Here is a 16,666-nt window from a genome sequence, read left to right on the forward strand (position 1 = left end):
GATAAACTTTATTTTATGTAATTTTGGCTTCTGCAGAAATGATTTATTTGTATATAAACCATATAAAATACTTATATGGCAGGTACTGTAGGTTGGTATTTACCCTTATCTGGTTGCCGCTTAAGCGGCAACCAGGCTACAATTGATTAAACAAAACTCTCGGCAATATTATGCGTTGCATTTTAATAGAAAATTCAGGCCCACAAAGTCGTTTGATCATTAATGAGCAACCACTTCCTGTTTGTCAAAAGGAAGAACTGCTTATAAAAGTGAAAGCAACCGCTGTTAATCGAGCCGATTTATTACAACGTCAAGGCAAATATCCTCCACCTGCCGGTGAATCTGACATTCCTGGGCTAGAAATAGCAGGGGATGTGATTGCCATCGGGGATGAAGTAACACGTTTTAAAGTGGGTGATGCTGTTTATGGTCTTGTTGGCAGTGGAGGCTATGCTGAATATTGCTGCGTTAATCAGCATTTGGCAGAGCGAATTCCCAGCAATTGGGATTATGATCATGCTGCTGCATTGCCTGAAGCATTAATAACAGTACATGCTACCGTTTTTTTGTTGGGTCAATTAATGCAAGGACAAACTCTATTAATTCATGCTGCAGGAAGTGGAATCACATCGCTTGCCATTCAAATGGCTAAATTGCAAGGTGCTAAAATAATCAGCACTACTAGTACCCAGGATAAAATGCTCAAAGCCCAAAAATTAGCTTCAATCACTCTTATTAACTATAAACAGAAGGATTTCGAAGCAGTGCTAGGAGAGTGTACCGTAGATGTTATTGTTGATTTTATAGGTGGCTCTTATTTTCCCAAACACCTTAAACTTTTAAAAATACAAGGCAAACTTATCCAAATTGCCTGCATGCAAGGCCATCAAGTTGAAATGAATCTACTACGGATTATGGAAAAACGATTGCAAATTAATGGTTTTGTCCTGCGTTCACAATCATTAGCCGAGAAAGCGGAATTGTGGAAGTCCGCTCAACATCAATGGGGTACCGCCTTATTAAATCAACATATAATGCCTGTTATTGACTCCAAATTTGTCTTCGACGAAATAGAGCAGGCGCATTTGCGAATGCAAAATAATGAACATTTTGGGAAAATTGTAATAACCATGCAGTAAGTCTATACCGCATATAATGTGCGGCATGTAGAGAGTTTAATTATAGGTAAATGAAAGCTCGTGCTGTTGGGTTGACAAATTATCCGGTATTTGTAGCGGCTGTTTAAACTTTCCTAGTTTACTTGCCACGCCGTCTGAATTTCCAGTTATACGCCAATGTGAAAGCTGATTACTTTCTATCATCTCGCTGGTCGGGCTATCCCTCTCCAACTGTTGTTTTTTTACTGCCATAAAGATGAAACCTGGTTTTCCTTGCACGCCATTATTAAAGTTAAATTCAGTAGGATGACTATTGTCTTGCCCGTCCACATAAGATTTCCATCTAAACTCCTCGAGCACTTTGGCAGTTAAGTATTCAATAATTGCCAAAGTAATTGATTTTCCTCGGCATACACGAGAACCATCACCAAAGGTAGCCAAGGGTTGCAACCTGTTATAGTGTTGTTGATTCTCTTCGGGTTTAAATTCATTGGCAAAAGGTCCCCACTCTTGTGGGTCGCGATTGGCAATCCAGGTGCTGTAATGAAGTTTGTCCCCGGCTTTAATAGGGATTGTTTCGTCCTTATACTCGATTATAAAGTCTTCCAACGCTTCACCAGGTTGGGCATAAATTGTTGTATACAATCGCCCCACTTCTGTAATGTATAACTTAAGCGCTTCTGCTGTGGGAGTTTTAGACAAATACCGTTCACGAATTTTGTCATTACCAAATTCCACAAAAACATGATCTAAATATTTCTTAATATTGTCGCCACCGGCAAAAAGCAGGGACACAATAATTTGTCTTAAAATTTCTTTATCAATACTTTTTACATAGGATTCACGCAGATAAAACGTTTGGTCTTCTAACATGATTCTGTCAATGTAGGCACTTAAACGTTTATTAGCCTCAGCACGCAACGTGTTTAGATCAGCATGGGGGTTTACCATGCATTTAAACGCCAAATCGGAGACTGTTTCAATTTCTTGGGAAAGTTCATTTATCCAGCGGTCTTGCCAATTAGCATGAGGATAAAATCCTCTTAAAAAGATTTTCAATGCATAAAAGCGAAAATCAACATAACAAATCTCGTCTTGGCTAGACTCTGCAGCATTACGTATTGCTGCGACTAATTGCGCCGTTTCCTCTTTAATGACTTGAATAAATCTTTTTTTATACTTATTGTCTGAAAACTGATTTTCATTGTCCTCAATTGACTTAATCGTGAGGGTAGAAATCATTTCCTGTATAAAAGGTGTGTGTATTTCACTATCTGCACTTAAAATTCCCATGCCTATCGCTTCAAGTACTGAACCAAACGCCCTGCCCCCACTTATTTTGGGAGTATCTGGATGTGTTTCAAAATAGGAAGGGGAAACTGTTTCAGCACGCGGTATGCGGCGAAGTGCTTGCAGGATTACCGGATTACCAATAGCAACCACTCGGTCATACACTTGAGATTTGGTGGGAGAGAAAATAGGTATCGTTAATACCTTAAGCGTGTCATTTGAAATTTTACTGTATTGCTCTTCTAGCAATTTATGAAAAGCATTCGGGTCTTGGACAGCATTGTGATTTATAATCAAACGATAAAGATTGCCGACTCCCTTTCCGTACTCCACGATTTTTGTAAAAAGTTCCTGTCCTTTATTTACGAGATTTGCGATTCCACCTTTTCGCACTGTTTTAATGATAACCTTATTACCTTTGTTACTTTGGGGCATTTTTTTCCTACTCCAATTTAGGACAAATTTTTACGGCACATGCTGAAAGACGCTATTTATACTTACTGGCAACAACTGTTTGGCTTTTTTTTAAGGTGCGCGCTAACAGTTGGGTATATATGGGTTTATTACCCGCCAACTGTACAATAGTAGTTGATGTTAAACAACTCACCATCAGTGGTAAAATTAAAGAATAGTTTTGTGTCATCTCTACTACCAGAATAATACCTGTAACTGGTGCCCGAACTGCAGCTGAAAATAAAGCGCCCATCCCAGCTACAGCAAACATACCCGGTTGAACCGTGACATCATCAATCACATAATGAAGAATACCAGCAGTAGCTAAGCCTAATAAAGTACCCAAAGCAAGCATCGGGGCAAAAATCCCTCCAGGAACACTGGAAGAGTAACAAATCATTGTTGTAGCAAATCGAATAAAAATTAAAAGCCATAAAACGGTGAAAGAAGGCGTCATAGTCAATGAACGCTCAATAATCTCATAACCCCCGCCCACGGTTTCAGGAAAATGTTGTGCCAAAAATCCAACAAGCACACCGATCAATAAGACATATATCATTCGCAGGTTAGTCGACAATTTATCCGTTGCAGCCAACGTAGCCATTAAAATTTTATTAAAATAAAGCCCAACAAAACCAATTAAAATGCCAAAAATGAAAAAAAGCCAGAGGGAGCTTAAACTAGGTAAAGAAAATACTGACATGGGGATAGCGGGTTGCGGACCAATAATAAAATGCAAAGTAATGGTGGCCATTACACAGCAAATCGCTACCGTCTTAAAGTTTGTAAAGGAAAAATTAAATTGACGGCGCATTTCCTCCAACACAAAAAGGACACCCGCCAATGGCGCGTTAAAAGCGGTGGCCAATCCAGCAGCAGCACCTGCTGCTATTAATGCATCGCAACGCTTTGGCGATAAACGGAAAAACTCGCCCAGCATCTCACCAAGGTTCCCACCCATTTGAATGGTGGGTCCTTCACGTCCAAGCACCATTTTAGCGGTGATAGCCATCACACCACCAATAAATTTCACCGGCAACAAACGTCGCCAAAAAATGGGACGCTCATGCAATAGAGTTCCTTCAATTTCTTGTACGCCACTACCTGAAGCCTCCGGAGCAAACCCCCTCACTAAAAGCCAGGCAAGAAAAATTAAGGCAGTTGAAATCGCAATCGATACTAACGTTTTACCAGCCTCTGTGTGTGCAGTTTGTACAATCGAAACAACCAAATGATAGCCATACTGCACCGCCAACTGAAAAAAAGATCCTACTATCCCGGTAAGAATACCGAGGATAATGGCTATAAAATAGAGCGTTAAAATTTTATTACGCATTGCTACCAATCATTCCCATGAGGTTATTTATTATTTTTAACCCGGCTTGATTTGGCATGGAAAGAATAGTTTCCGGATGAAATTGCACAGCCTGGATTGGGAGGGAACGATGTGCAATTGCCATTACAATCCCATCTTTGCTAAGGGCAGTTACTTCAAGCTCCGCAGGCAACTGTTCCAACCGAGCATAAAGCGAATGATAACGACCGGCGGTAAACGAAGAACCTAATCCTGCAAAAAGACCGGCATTATTTTTAACCTCAATCTCAGAAGCTTTTCCATGCATAGGATAACTTAAGGTATCCAGTTTACCGCCAAAATACTCGACAATCCCTTGTAACCCCAAACAAACACCAAATAAAGGTAACTTATTTTTAAGGATGACATCAATAGTTTCTGAGACTTTAAAATCAGCAGGCCTCCCAGGACCTGGTGATAAAAGGACCAAATCAAAAGGCTCGCTTTTCAAATACTCCAACGCATGATCATTACGCACCGTAACTACTTCAGCACCGGTTTGACGTATATAATTCGCTAAAGTATGCACAAACGAATCTTGATGGTCCACTAGCAAAACGCGTTTACCCAAGCCATTGGTCGTTAAACAAGAAGCAGCGGTTAATTTAGCTTCAGGCTTTTGTAACATCTCTAAAAATGCGGATGCTTTTAAACGCGTTTCCTGCTCCTCAGCTTGAGGATCCGAATCAAACAGTAAAGTTGCTCCGACACGAATCTCAGCAATTCCTTGTTGTATACGCATGGTTCGTAAAACAAGCCCTGTGTTTAAGTTACCGTTAAAACCGAACCAACCGACAGCCCCCGCATACCAGCGTCGTGGTGATTTTTCATGTTCTTCAATAAACTTCAGCGCCCAAACTTTGGGGGCACCGGTTACGGTGACCACCCACATATGCGTAAGGAAGGCATCCACCGCATCAAAACCCTCCCGTAAAATGCCTTCTACATGATCAACGGTATGGATGAGACGGGAGTACATTTCAATTTGCCGGCGTCCTAAAACGCGTACACTGCCAGCCTCGCAAATTCTCGATTTGTCATTTCGGTCAACATCAGTACACATGGTTAGCTCAGAAGCCTCTTTTTCCGACTCGAGAAGAAGTTGAATATTGTGGGCATCTTCTATTGCATCAGCACCGCGTTTTATAGTGCCAGAAATAGGGCAGGTTTCTACCCGTTTGCCCTGTACACGCACATACATTTCCGGTGACGCCCCTACCAAGTACTCCTCTTCTCCTAGATTAATAAAAAATCCATAGGGAGAAGGATTAAGACGGCGCATACGACTGAATATAGCAGAGGGTTGTTCAGGACAATGCGCATAAAAAGTCTGACTGGGAACTACTTCAAATAGATCGCCACAGGCAAAACGTTGTTTAGCAACCTCTACCAGGTTGGCATATTCGCCTGACACATGGTCACAATTTTTCGCAGGTTTTAGCTCTGGCTTATAATTTTTAAATTCCCCCTCTCGTGGTAAAGCCTGCGTTGATTTACCTTGAAATTGAAAATTATAACGCCGAATAAAGGCTTCTTCCTTACGATGATTCACCACATAAATTTCATCTGGAAGATATAATACCATCTCACGCTGCTCTTGCGCTCGAGGTTTGCATTGCTCCAAAGTCTCAAATTGAAAAATTAAATCATAGCCAAAAGCCCCATAAAACCCTAAATAAGGTTCATCGGATTTGAAAAAGGCCAGTAATTTGCGCAATACGGTAAACACTGAAGGCTGATGACTTCGCTCTTCCTCGCTGAATATTTTTTTTCCAGGTTTCACTTCGATAGTGCAACGTTGTCCTGAATGTCCTGTAATTGATAATTCATCGCAACCCGATAAAACAGGGTGGATAATTTCCAAAAGGACTTCGCCGCGTTTGTTCAGTGCCTGTAATTGGATGGTATGAGCCTTGCAAATTATTGCGAGTGGAGGATTATAAAAACCAATGTCCCAGCAAGTATAACGCCCTGGGTATTCAAAACTCGACGCAAATAATGCACCTCTTTGAGTATCCAGACGCTCAAGAAGCGGTTCTATGGCATTTTCATAAGCCAAACCATGCTGTTCATACTCAATATAAATATCACCTGCCGTTTTTACCTGCTCTAACATAATGCACCCATCCAAAACCATGGTAAACCATTCTACTGTAAAACAGGGGCTCTGCAAGGTATTCGTTTAGTTTTTGATTTCCCAAGGGTTAAGGAGTTCTACTCCGGTTTCTTCAAAATCTTTGACATTCCTTGTTACTACCACAAATCCATGAACTAACGCTGTAGCAGCAATTAAGGCATCTCTTTCTGAGCGCCGTGGAATATGAATTTTTGCACATCGTTGGGCTACTACAATATCAATGTTTATAATGCGCTCTGAAAAAGCAGGAAGTACATGAGAACTAAGCCAGGTACGTAAAATAGCGCCTTGAGATGGGTCTTGACGTTCTTTCTGTAAAATTCCGATTTCTATTTCTAGTATGCTAATTACTGATAGGAATAAAGAGGCTGTAGAAGCTGTTTTAGCCCATGATATTACATTACCATTAGCTCTTGTACCTTTTCTTATTTCAGATACAACATTGGTATCCATTAAATACATTAATCAAACTCCTCTATATGATAAATTCCTTTTATTTTGGGTGCTTCAAACTCAATATCTGTCGCATCAGGCATAGCTAATAAGTCAACGATAGTTTCTTTAGTTTTAGATAATTTTAAATAGGCTTCGATTGTTAAAAGTACATGGGCTGGATGTCCTCTATCAGTAATAAAAACAGGGCCTTGTGCTGCTGCTTTCTTTATTTTACTGACATCTTGATTAAACTCACGGCTAGTAAATGTTGAAATTGTCATGATCATCTCTCTGTAGCTACGTAACTACAATATTAGAATAAACGTAGTTACTTGTCTACATATAACTAAACTTGCATATCCAATATTCTTAAACGGAGCAATGTCCTTTAAGTTTTTTCTTTTATCATTTGCGAAAAAAATGTATCTTAGTCCCCTGAAAGATGGCTTTTCTGGAAAAAAATGGCAATTACAAACGATGATTTAAAAAACATTGAACAGCTTGCTTATCTGGACGCAGAGACCAGTGAAAATACAAAATTGGCTGAAGAAATGAATGCCATCATGGATTTTGTTGAACAATTAAGGCAGGTCGATACAACGGGGATTGCCCCACTGTTTCATCCTTTTGATTTGCATCAACGTTTAAGACCAGATGAAGTGCATGAGCAAGACTGTACCAGGCAATTGGAAGAGATTGCACCACTTTTCGAAGAGAATTTGTATCTGGTTCCCAAAGTAATTGAGTCAGGACAATAGCAGATGCATCATTATTCTCTAAAAGAATTGTCTTATGGTTTGCAGCATGGAAAATTTTCAAGTGTTGAATTAACCCAATATTTTCTACGTCGTATTGAGCAGAATAAATCTCTCAACGCTTTTATAACGATTAGTGAAGAGAACGCTTTAAACGCTGCATCGCAGGCTGATAAATTGCTTCACACAGGTCAGGGCATGTCTTTAACGGGCATACCCATGGCACATAAAGATCTTTTCTGTACCTTAAAATTTCCCACGACCTGTGGCTCAAAAATGTTGGCTTCTTTTCAGTCTCCTTATCCAGCGACTATCGTCTCGCGACTTGAAAAAGAAGGTGCAGTCGTCGTAGGGAAAACCAATATGGATGAGTTTGCCATGGGCTCGGCAAATGAAAACAGCTATTTTGGCCCCGTTCGCAATCCCTGGGACACGAGCCGGGTTCCGGGAGGCTCCTCCGGAGGTTCTGCTGCAGCCGTAGCAGCCGGACTTGTTCCCTTCGCTACAGGCTCTGACACTGGGGGTTCTATTAGACAACCTGCCGCTTTTTGTGGTATTTCCGGTATAAAACCTACCTATGGTTTAATTTCCAGGTTCGGTATGGTTGCTTTTGCCTCCAGTCTCGACCATGCAGGACCTATGGCCCGTAGTGCGGAAGATCTTGCCATTATTTTACAGGCAATGGCAGGCTTTGATAATAAAGACTCTACGTCTGTTAATTATTCCTTACCCAATTATGCCTTAAGCTTGTCTCATCCTCTCAAAGGATTAAAAATTGGCTTACCGTCCTGTTTTTTTCAACCAGAAGTCAACAGAGCCATCCAGGCGGCCATACACGAGGCTGTTAAAATTTTTCAACAGGCTGGGGTTGAAATTATTGAGCTTGATTTATCACTGCAACCGCTTTGGGTTTCTTGTTATTATGTCATTGCCTGTGCCGAAGCCTCATCCAATTTATCACGTTATGATGGCATACGTTTTGGGCATCGCAGCGCAAAAACTGCATCCGTACGCGAATTGATTGTTAATTCACGTAATGAAGGGTTTGGCGAGGAAGTCAAACGTCGAATTTTGACAGGCACCCATGTGCTCTCTTCGGGTTATTTTGAGGCTTATTATTTACAAGCTTTAAAAATAAGGCGATTAATTCAACTTGAACTGCAAGATACCTTACGTCAAGTTGATATTATCTTAGGCCCCACCACCCCTACCTGTGCTTTTAAGATAGGTGAAAAAATTAATGATCCAGTACAAAATTATTTAGCAGATGTTTTTACTGTGGCCGCCAATTTGGCAGGGTTACCTGCACTTTCAATCCCTGCAGGTTTTAGTGAAGGTTTGCCAATAGGCATGCAATTGATTGGCAATTATTTTGATGAAGCGAAACTTCTTAACATGGCTCATTATTATCAACAGTGTACTGACTGGCACCAGGCCAGACCAACCTACAAAGGGTGATTTATGGCATGGGATACAGTGATAGGTCTTGAAGTTCACGCGCAATTAAAAACAACGTCAAAGTTGTTTTCTTCGGCGGCAACTGCATTTGGTGCCCCACCCAACTCGCAAACCAGCTTTATCGATGCAGGATTACCTGGTGTTTTGCCTGTCCTTAATCAAAAAGCAGTTTATATGGCCATTCAATTTGGGCTGGCTATCCATGCCCAAATTAACACACATTCTTATTTCGAGCGTAAGAATTATTTTTATCCAGATTTGCCCAAGGGTTATCAAATAAGCCAATTTCAAGCCCCTATTGTCTCACATGGTTATTTAATGGTTGAATTGGATGACAATAGAGACAAAAAAGTACCTATTGTTCGAGCCCATTTGGAAGAGGATGCGGGGAAATCGCTCCATGACGTCTTTTCTAATTACAGTGGAATTGATTTAAACCGTGCAGGAACTCCTCTATTAGAGATAGTGACGGCACCTTGTCTTTTTTCCGCTGAAGAAGCGGTGGCCTATTTAAAAAAATTACATCAGCTGGTTCGCTTTCTTGGAATTTGCGATGGAAACATGCAGGAAGGTTCTTTTCGCTGCGATGTTAACATTTCGCTTAAGCCCAAAGGTTCTGAGCAACTTGGGGTTAGAACTGAGCTTAAAAATTTAAATTCCTTTCGATTTATTGAAAAAGCGATTGCCTATGAACAGGCCCGGCATCAAGATTTATTAGAAAATGGTCAAGCCATTGCGCAGGAAACACGATTATATAGCCCAGACACCAATGCAACTTATCCCCTTCGCAGCAAAGAAAATGAAAACGATTACCGTTATTTCCCCGATCCAGACCTCTTGCCTCTATATATTAGTGAAGCGGATTTGGAAAAAATCAAACAAACCATGCCCCTTTTACCGGAAGAAATTAAGCAAACGTTTCTTAAAAATAAACTTTTCAACCACGAAGATATTAACTTCTTATTAGCCTCACCTGCACACTATAATTTCTTTCAGGCAGTAAAAGCACAAACTATTGCCGATGAAAAAATGATTATTAACTGGCTTAAAGGCACTCATGCAGCAGCTCTTAATGACGCCAACCTTGATTTTAAAAACTCCCCAGTCTCTCCTTCATCCATAGCTCAATTGCTTAACCATTTAAGCCAAAAAACTATTTCTGCCAACATTGCGAAGGAAATTTTCACACGGTTGTGGGCTGGAGAAAATGATGTGGATGAAATCATTGAACGTGAGGGATTTTCACAAACCATAGATGCTAATTTACTTGATGAAGCTGTTAAGACAACTATCCATCAATACCCACAACAAGTGGCTGATTATCGTGCAGGTAAAAACAAGCTATTGGCTTTTTTTGTCGGCCAGGTAATGAAGAAGATGAAAGGACAAGCTAATCCAGAAGACGTAAACCGTTTACTAAAAAATATTCTTGATTCTAAAACCTGATAGTTTTATGCACGATGTGCTTTGCACAGATAATATTTTTAATGGCGTCGTTGCGAACGAAGTGAAGCAATCCAGAAAGAAGCCTTGCTAAAGATCGTACTAGATTGCTTCGCTGATGCTCGCAATGACCCGATTCTATTTCTCTCCTATGCAAAACCAGAATACGGTGACTAAATAATCTGCGAACACAGTTAAACTTAAGTAACGCATTGCTGAAATCGAGTTAAAACAGTGTTCGCAGTTTTCCTTCAAGATGCAGTGAACCTCATTTAATAAGGCTTCACAATTACAGTGGTACCAATATCCATGAACTCTTGGTTTAACCATTTAGCCGCGCCAGGTAATACACGAATACATCCATGGCTTGCATTCCAATTAGGTACTTCATAGGCACCATGAATAGAGTATCCGCCGTTAAAATGCATACAATAAGGCATTTTTGCCCCACCATTAGTTTCAATGGGATAAAGGCTGGAAGTACAATCCTCCCCTTTCTTAGAATAAACTCGGAAAGTTCCTGTTACAGTGCGGCAAGGTCTACCAACGTCTTCACAAAAGTCTTTGCCTCCAGAGGCGCTACCTGTTTTAACGCGATTTCCTTCCGCATCATAGGCAGCCCATGCGGTTGCTTTAGGATCAAAAATAAATACTTTTCGACCAGTAGCAGCTCTTTTCTCTGGAAAATGGAAACTACCTTTGGTATCCGAAGCAAAACTCCTTGTATAGTGAACATGGCCAGCATCGTCTACGACTGAATCTCTATCCATCGCACAACCGACCGTTAATGCACACAGTGGCCCAATGAGAAGTTGTTTTTTCATTGGTTAACCCTCCCTCTTTTTTTAATGTTATCGGGAGGATTTTGAATAAATTTAGCTTTTTTGATAAAAATTTTTAACTATTTGATTATTTTATGTTCTTTTTGTTAAGAATAAATTTTCTCTTTAGGTCTGGAGGCAACATCGCTTCTATTGCTAACATTAACTGCTCATCGGAACACTCAAAACATCCACCACGTGGTGGCATTGCATTCAATCCCTCTTCCGTATGTTGAAATAAACGCCTTATACCCTGACTGAGGCGGATTTCCCAATCTTCTTTTTGTTCAATGCGAGGAGCACCAATGGCTATCAGTGGTTTAACAGCATGGCAGTTCGCGCAGAAATGCTCAACAATTTGTTTACCTTCATCAGGTTGTCCTTTAATTGATTCTAAAAATTCTTGAGGATGATGACTGGCCGAATAGGAGTATAGGAAAAATCCCCATCCCAAGAAAATCAAAAGAAGTCGATATAAAAACATCTCACCTCCTAAGTTGGCCCACATTTTGCTTAACCACGGTGTTTTGACTAATGAGATTACCGCAATGAAACAGGTTATTCTAGCTTTTTTCCTATTGATTACCCACCCTACTCTACAGGCTACAGAGAGCATTCAATCGCTCGATCTGCTTAAACAAAAAATTGAAAACTATGTTCTTGCCTCACTCGCCACTCAGCAGGATAGCAAAATTCAGGTAGCAGTTGACCAAATTGACCCAAGGCTTAAATTAAAAACCTGTCAGGAAAATCATCTTGAAGTGTTTAATCCTTATCAAGTTCCTGCGATACGCGCCAATACCCTGGGCATTAAATGTCAGGAAACAAATAATCGCTGGACACTGTTTGTACCAGTAAAAATTATCGTGCAAAAACTTGTCGTTACAGCAAAGCATCCATTAATCAAAGGAACTTTAATCACTGAGGATGATCTGGAAACTCAGGAAATAGATATTAGTCAGCTAAAGCAAGGGTATTTTAATAAAGTTAGTGACGTTATTAATCAAATTTGTAAAACAAATATTGCTCAGGGAGGCGTAATTACTCCTCATCTTTTGCGAGCCGAACCTCTCGTCCACAAGGGAGAGCGAATTGCCATTCAGGCTTTAAGTGAAAATTTCAGTGTAAGTATGGAAGGAATTGCTTTAAATGATGGGGCCGATGGTGACTTAATTCGTGTAAAAAATCTCTCTTCAAAAAAAATTATCGAAGCCCAGGTGAGCGCTAAAAGACAAGTTCGAGTTTCACTTTAAGTGAAAATATGATATAGGTTTATAAAAATACGAATTATTCTAAAGATTTCAGCTAAAGGAGCCGATAACGATTATGAGCGCAATTGAGAGTAATGTTATGGTAAATCCAATTAATGACTCCAATCCTTTTAAAATATTAGATACTGAGAGTCGACTACAGCAACGCAGCAAGGCTGTTATTTCAGATTCACAATCTGACGAGAGTAATCAAGTGAATTTTAGCGCCATTTCCAAACAACTTAATAAGTTAAAAGAATTTATTTTAAGCGCTCCAGAAGTTGATAATAAACGCGTTGAATTTTTTAAAGAAGAACTGGCCACTGGCCGCTATCAAATTAATAGTAAACAAATTGCCGATACCATGTTTCAAGATACTGAAATGTTCTGATTCCCTGGGTCCGCCTATTAAAAGGATTTTTATAGATGACTGACGCAAAACCCATTCAACTTATTCAAATCTTAGAACAGGAAATAAATTTTGTTGAGCAACTTATTGCGCTTTTAGAAGAAGAAAAAAATGCACTAATCACTCGCCAGTTTGACTTGCTGGAATCCTTGGCAAATCAAAAGCAAATGGTCTCTAATCAACTTGAACAAATCACTCAACAGCGAACCGATTTATTGGGAGTAGACCTGCAAGTCAAATCAGCCAAGGAATCGCTCAAAGACTTCTTAGCTCAATGCTCTACCCAGGAAGCAGCTCATGTTCAGATTTTAAATGCAAAACTTGCTGAAAAATTAATCCTTTGTCGTGAATTAAATGCGGTTAATGGACAAGTGATTACTAGCAATATCTATACACGTCAGGAAATTATTAATACTATCACAGGCCAAGTTCCTGAAAATACCACCAGTGTTTATACTGCCTCTGGTGGAATAAAATCATCCAATGACTCGAACAATTACCAAAAAGCATAATTGAGAAACAAAAAAAATAGTTTTTGAGAATTATAATCAATAATTGCACATCATGAGTATTTATGAGTATACTCTGTCCACCTCAATAGACAGAATGTACTCATGGCCAAGAACACGCTCTTTAATTTTCTCAATTCCCGTTTTACAAGGAATACTCTTATTCCTGAATGTAAAAAAATCACTCTTGATACCAATAAAGAAAACAACCAGTATTATCGGCTCGAATTATTACTCAATGAACCTGTATTTTTAAGAGTTAACAATCAAGCCTATGAACTACTGAATCACCATATTAGCATTTATGAAACAGAAAAACTTAATAATCCTCAGTTAAGTCAATACCATTACACCGCTTATTTTACCGACGATGGGGGAGAAATTTTTCGTCTTCATGTGTATTTTGATGCAAACGACGAACTTACCATGAATGCAGTCTTTGCCAAAGAAGAAGAGGAAAATAAATATATTCCAATTGAAACAGGTCAGCTAGACAATGACTTGATTAATTTAGCAATAACTTATGTGAAACCTGTTATCGCTAGCTTAAGAAAAGAGCAACATAAAATTATTGAACAATTGGAAGAAGATTTTTACAAACTTGAAAAAGAAGCAGCGGAACTATTTCAGGGACAGGAAGAATCTTCAGAAGAGTACTGCAACAAACTGGAATCTATTTGTGATGTGTTGAAGGCTCTAGCTCCTTTAGTTACACATAATCTTTATTTAAATAAGCTGCGCTTTTTTCGAAACATCCAAAAAACACTTGCAGCGGAGTCAACAGCTATTTCCAGTGCTGACGCTCTACACCCTCCGACGGAACTCATACAAGAAGATTTTTTTGAGACAGAAGAGGATAATTCTGTTGAAGAAATAAGCTCCTCCCTAAGTGAAAATAAGACACCTCCTCAATCGAAAAGAAAAAAACGTACGAAGACGGCAGATAGAGCTGAACAGAATCTCAGGCAATTATCTATAGAGCAACAATTACTCAAGCAGTTGGACAGAACTGCCCAAGCTCAAAAACTGGAAGATTTGCTTTCAAAAATTGAGGTGTTTTCCTTAAAACATCAGAAGGAAAAGCTGAGTTTAAGCACATTTGCAGAATTGCAACGCCTTCATCGGGAAATTTACTCACTTGGAGAAAAGGTTTTCCCCACCCTGTTATTTGAAAGAAAGTTTGATCTGGCGAAGCAATTAGTTTCCTGGCATCATTTGCTTAACGAAAAATACCTTAATCTTAGTTTACAAACAAAAAACCTGGGGCTTTTAGACTTCACTTTAACTCATGGTCATTTTAATCTTACTAATCAAAAGGTTACTATTAAAGATAAAGTCTATCCTTCTGCTGTGCATGCTTGTTTTGCGCTTGATAGTAAACAATCACCTATGGGAGATTGTTTATCGATTCTCCTTAAACATGGCGCATCACTTTGCGTGACCAATGAAAAAGGCTTGCCTTTGGCCTACGCCATTATGTCAGTACCCAATCATCCTTTTAAAGCAGCATTATTGGCTAACAGAGATAAGACCCTGGATTCCGTTAAGTTTTTAAAAGAGCTACGTTTTTTACTTAAGAATTGTTTAACCGCTCAATTCTCCCAGGAAGAAAAGGAGTCAATCCTGGAAGAGATTGACTATTGTAATTCACACCTGAACTTTCTATTGCAGCCTGACTTAAATACCTCTTCTGCCAAATTTTTTCAGAAAAAAAGTGATGAGTTTATAGAGAGACATTTGGGTAAAATCATTAAAAAACTTCGTACTGATCCTGAAATTACCTTTTTAATGACTCAAATGGACGCCTGTAGTAGAAGACTTGTATCACTTTTAGGCAAAGGAAAAACCATGGTCGCACAGCGTCAAGGCGCTGACACATTAGATTCCCTTGATAAGCTACTAGTCAATTACAAGATCGAGATGGATAATTTTGATGAAGTAAAATCTACTGTGATTAAACAGCTCCGCGGTCAATTGCAACTGGTTAGCAAAAGAATTGAACTTGTTGAGATGCAAAATGACATGGTTCGTTGCCAAGGGAGATGGAACAGGACGCAAAAAAAACTTGTTGAACAACAGAAAGTTCTTTTAAGAGAAATCGCAGAATTAGAAAAAGAATATGACCTTCAGCATCAAGTTGAAGCTGTACAAAAAATGGAGGATGAGTTAAAACAGTTGGAAACAGTAACCAGGGAACTCAAGAAAATGCTCCACAGCTTGTCAAACCTGGAAGATAGTAGCCTTACTGGTGTATTGAATGCTTTGCCTAAACTGGAGCCTAATGAGGATTCAAGCAAACATCTTGTTAAAGCGTTAACAACATTTTCTTCCATATTTCATCAATTTTCAGCGCAAAAATCAGCTAATGAGAACACCGAGGATGAAAAGCACAAGTGCCTTAAAAATTCATGATCATTTCTCCCCTCTAGCTTCTGCAATAGAAACAATTGTAGAAGCTAGAATTTCTCCAAATAGAGCACTTAGCGCGCTTGCATTCGTAATGCTCCGTCAAGACGAATGACTTCACCATTGATTAAAGTATTTTCAATAATATGTAAAACCAGCGCCGCAAATTCTTCGGGTTTTCCCAAGCGCTTTGGAAAGGTTACCGTTGCAGCCAAGCTCTCTTGGAGCTCTTTCGGCATATTTAATAATAAAGGTGTTGCAATAAGACCTGGAGCTATCGTATTAACGCGAATCGCAAATTGTGCCAGTTCACGTGCTGCAGGCAATGTCATTGCAACGACCCCTCCTTTCGAGGCGCTATATGCCATCTGCCCAATTTGTCCTTCAAAGGCAGCGATTGAAGCTGTATTTATAATGACGCCTCTCTCCTGTGATTTGGCGTCAATCTCCAAATGTGTCATTGCTTCGGCAATCACACGCATGACATTAAAAGTGCCTACCAAATTTATATCAATCACTCGCTTAAAATCGGCTAAGGGCATAGCACCCTCTTTGCTCACCATACGTTTGGCGGGCGCGATGCCTGCACAATTAATACAGATTCGAGGTCTACCTACTTCATTTATCGTTGTTTGGATCGCTTGTTCAACTTCTTCTGCTGAGCTGACATCACAGTTTATAGATAAGGCTACATTCTCAAGTGTATTTTCTGTTTGCTTATCCCAGATAACAACTCTTGCGCCGTGAGAACTTAATAGTTGAGCACAAGCTCTTCCCATACCTGATGCACCACCAGTAATGACAACGATTTGATTATCCAAATTCATT

The 16,666-nt window shown here is 39.6% G+C and carries 16 protein-coding genes; 8 read left to right on the top strand and 8 right to left on the bottom strand.

Features of this window, described 5'->3' with window-relative positions:
* Nucleotides 1-170 precede the first annotated feature (170 nt).
* Nucleotides 171-1,139, top strand: coding sequence for an NAD(P)H-quinone oxidoreductase (locus clem_RS07640; protein ID WP_094091091.1), 969 nt, complete (start codon nt 171-173; stop codon nt 1,137-1,139).
* Between the two features lie 36 nt (nt 1,140-1,175).
* On the opposite strand, the gene clem_RS07645 is transcribed toward clem_RS07640, so the two are convergent.
* The 5 genes from clem_RS07645 to clem_RS07665 all read right to left on the bottom strand — a co-directional run bounded on the left by clem_RS07645 (nt 1,176) and on the right by clem_RS07665 (nt 7,068).
* Nucleotides 1,176-2,843, bottom strand: coding sequence for a cytochrome P450 (locus tag clem_RS07645; RefSeq protein ID WP_094091092.1), 1,668 nt, complete (start codon nt 2,841-2,843; stop codon nt 1,176-1,178).
* Between the two features lie 52 nt (nt 2,844-2,895).
* Nucleotides 2,896-4,197 carry a H(+)/Cl(-) exchange transporter ClcA gene (gene clcA / locus clem_RS07650; RefSeq protein ID WP_094091093.1) on the bottom strand — a complete coding sequence of 434 codons (1,302 nt, stop codon included), beginning with the start codon at nt 4,195-4,197 and terminating at the stop codon, nt 2,896-2,898.
* Entirely contained in the window at nt 4,190-6,331 is a 2,142-nt protein-coding gene (locus tag clem_RS07655) for an anthranilate synthase component I (protein ID WP_094091094.1), read from the bottom strand. The genes clcA and clem_RS07655 overlap by 8 nt, the downstream gene beginning before the upstream one ends.
* A gap of 66 nt (nt 6,332-6,397) precedes the next feature.
* Nucleotides 6,398-6,814 carry a type II toxin-antitoxin system VapC family toxin gene (locus tag clem_RS07660; protein WP_094091095.1) on the bottom strand — a complete coding sequence of 139 codons (417 nt, stop codon included), beginning with the start codon at nt 6,812-6,814 and terminating at the stop codon, nt 6,398-6,400.
* Nucleotides 6,814-7,068: a type II toxin-antitoxin system Phd/YefM family antitoxin gene (locus tag clem_RS07665; RefSeq protein WP_094091096.1), complete on the bottom strand. Its 255-nt coding sequence runs from the start codon at nt 7,066-7,068 to the stop codon at nt 6,814-6,816. Before clem_RS07665 ends, clem_RS07660 begins: the two co-directional genes overlap by 1 nt.
* 180 nt (nt 7,069-7,248) lie before the next feature.
* Here clem_RS07665 and gatC point away from each other — a divergent pair, with 180 nt between their 5' ends.
* Genes gatC through gatB form a run of 3 tightly spaced genes read left to right on the top strand, consistent with a single transcriptional unit; the run spans nt 7,249 to nt 10,446 of the window.
* Nucleotides 7,249-7,545, top strand: coding sequence for an Asp-tRNA(Asn)/Glu-tRNA(Gln) amidotransferase subunit GatC (gene gatC / locus clem_RS07670; protein ID WP_094091097.1), 297 nt, complete (start codon nt 7,249-7,251; stop codon nt 7,543-7,545).
* A 3-nt stretch (nt 7,546-7,548) separates the two neighbouring features.
* The gene (gene gatA / locus clem_RS07675) at nt 7,549-9,000 is read left to right on the top strand and encodes an Asp-tRNA(Asn)/Glu-tRNA(Gln) amidotransferase subunit GatA (RefSeq protein ID WP_094091098.1); all 1,452 of its coding nucleotides are present in this window, start codon (nt 7,549-7,551) and stop codon (nt 8,998-9,000) included.
* 3 nt (nt 9,001-9,003) lie between these two features.
* A complete protein-coding gene (gene gatB / locus clem_RS07680) occupies nt 9,004-10,446 on the top strand; it encodes an Asp-tRNA(Asn)/Glu-tRNA(Gln) amidotransferase subunit GatB (protein WP_094091099.1) in 1,443 nt (480 codons plus the stop codon).
* A 269-nt stretch (nt 10,447-10,715) separates the two neighbouring features.
* Here the strand turns inward: gatB and clem_RS07685 are convergent, their stop codons facing one another.
* Nucleotides 10,716-11,267, bottom strand: a complete 552-nt coding sequence (locus clem_RS07685; protein ID WP_094091100.1) for a L,D-transpeptidase — start codon at nt 11,265-11,267, stop codon at nt 10,716-10,718.
* Nucleotides 11,268-11,352: 85 nt separating this feature from the next.
* Nucleotides 11,353-11,748, bottom strand: coding sequence for a c-type cytochrome (locus clem_RS07690; RefSeq protein WP_094091101.1), 396 nt, complete (start codon nt 11,746-11,748; stop codon nt 11,353-11,355).
* A gap of 64 nt (nt 11,749-11,812) precedes the next feature.
* On the opposite strand from clem_RS07690, the gene flgA reads away from it, so the two are divergent.
* From flgA to clem_RS07710, 4 genes are all read left to right on the top strand, one after another.
* Nucleotides 11,813-12,517, top strand: a complete 705-nt coding sequence (gene flgA / locus clem_RS07695) for a flagellar basal body P-ring formation chaperone FlgA (RefSeq protein ID WP_094091102.1) — start codon at nt 11,813-11,815, stop codon at nt 12,515-12,517.
* Nucleotides 12,518-12,590: 73 nt separating this feature from the next.
* Complete coding sequence (flgM, locus tag clem_RS07700; protein ID WP_094091103.1) at nt 12,591-12,905, top strand: flagellar biosynthesis anti-sigma factor FlgM; 315 nt, start codon at nt 12,591-12,593, stop codon at nt 12,903-12,905.
* Between the two features lie 35 nt (nt 12,906-12,940).
* A complete protein-coding gene (locus clem_RS07705) occupies nt 12,941-13,435 on the top strand; it encodes a flagella synthesis protein FlgN (protein ID WP_094091104.1) in 495 nt (164 codons plus the stop codon).
* 102 nt (nt 13,436-13,537) lie between these two features.
* The gene (locus clem_RS07710; protein ID WP_094091105.1) at nt 13,538-15,844 is read left to right on the top strand and encodes a hypothetical protein; all 2,307 of its coding nucleotides are present in this window, start codon (nt 13,538-13,540) and stop codon (nt 15,842-15,844) included.
* A 68-nt stretch (nt 15,845-15,912) separates the two neighbouring features.
* Here clem_RS07710 and clem_RS07715 read toward each other — a convergent pair whose 3' ends face one another.
* A complete protein-coding gene (locus tag clem_RS07715; RefSeq protein WP_094091106.1) occupies nt 15,913-16,665 on the bottom strand; it encodes an SDR family NAD(P)-dependent oxidoreductase in 753 nt (250 codons plus the stop codon).
* Nucleotide 16,666: the final 1 nt, after the last annotated feature.

Source organism: Legionella clemsonensis, from assembly GCF_002240035.1.
GTDB lineage: Bacteria > Pseudomonadota > Gammaproteobacteria > Legionellales > Legionellaceae > Tatlockia > Tatlockia clemsonensis.

Bases quoted from the DNA above. Each gene is read 5' to 3' on its own strand.
- clem_RS07645 (WP_094091092.1), bottom strand. From the start codon at position 2,843: ATGCCCCAAAGTAACAAAGGTAATAAGGTTATCATTAAAACAGTGCGA.
- clem_RS07705 (WP_094091104.1), top strand. From the start codon at position 12,941: ATGACTGACGCAAAACCCATTCAACTTATTCAAATCTTAGAACAGGAA.
- clem_RS07685 (WP_094091100.1), bottom strand. From the start codon at position 11,267: ATGAAAAAACAACTTCTCATTGGGCCACTGTGTGCATTAACGGTCGGT.
- flgA (WP_094091102.1), top strand. From the start codon at position 11,813: ATGAAACAGGTTATTCTAGCTTTTTTCCTATTGATTACCCACCCTACT.
- clem_RS07665 (WP_094091096.1), bottom strand. From the start codon at position 7,068: ATGACAATTTCAACATTTACTAGCCGTGAGTTTAATCAAGATGTCAGT.
- gatB (WP_094091099.1), top strand. From the start codon at position 9,004: ATGGCATGGGATACAGTGATAGGTCTTGAAGTTCACGCGCAATTAAAA.
- gatC (WP_094091097.1), top strand. From the start codon at position 7,249: ATGGCAATTACAAACGATGATTTAAAAAACATTGAACAGCTTGCTTAT.
- gatA (WP_094091098.1), top strand. From the start codon at position 7,549: ATGCATCATTATTCTCTAAAAGAATTGTCTTATGGTTTGCAGCATGGA.
- clem_RS07660 (WP_094091095.1), bottom strand. From the start codon at position 6,814: ATGTATTTAATGGATACCAATGTTGTATCTGAAATAAGAAAAGGTACA.
- clcA (WP_094091093.1), bottom strand. From the start codon at position 4,197: ATGCGTAATAAAATTTTAACGCTCTATTTTATAGCCATTATCCTCGGT.
- clem_RS07655 (WP_094091094.1), bottom strand. From the start codon at position 6,331: ATGTTAGAGCAGGTAAAAACGGCAGGTGATATTTATATTGAGTATGAA.
- clem_RS07710 (WP_094091105.1), top strand. From the start codon at position 13,538: ATGGCCAAGAACACGCTCTTTAATTTTCTCAATTCCCGTTTTACAAGG.
- clem_RS07715 (WP_094091106.1), bottom strand. From the start codon at position 16,665: ATGAATTTGGATAATCAAATCGTTGTCATTACTGGTGGTGCATCAGGT.
- flgM (WP_094091103.1), top strand. From the start codon at position 12,591: ATGAGCGCAATTGAGAGTAATGTTATGGTAAATCCAATTAATGACTCC.
- clem_RS07640 (WP_094091091.1), top strand. From the start codon at position 171: ATGCGTTGCATTTTAATAGAAAATTCAGGCCCACAAAGTCGTTTGATC.
- clem_RS07690 (WP_094091101.1), bottom strand. From the start codon at position 11,748: ATGTTTTTATATCGACTTCTTTTGATTTTCTTGGGATGGGGATTTTTC.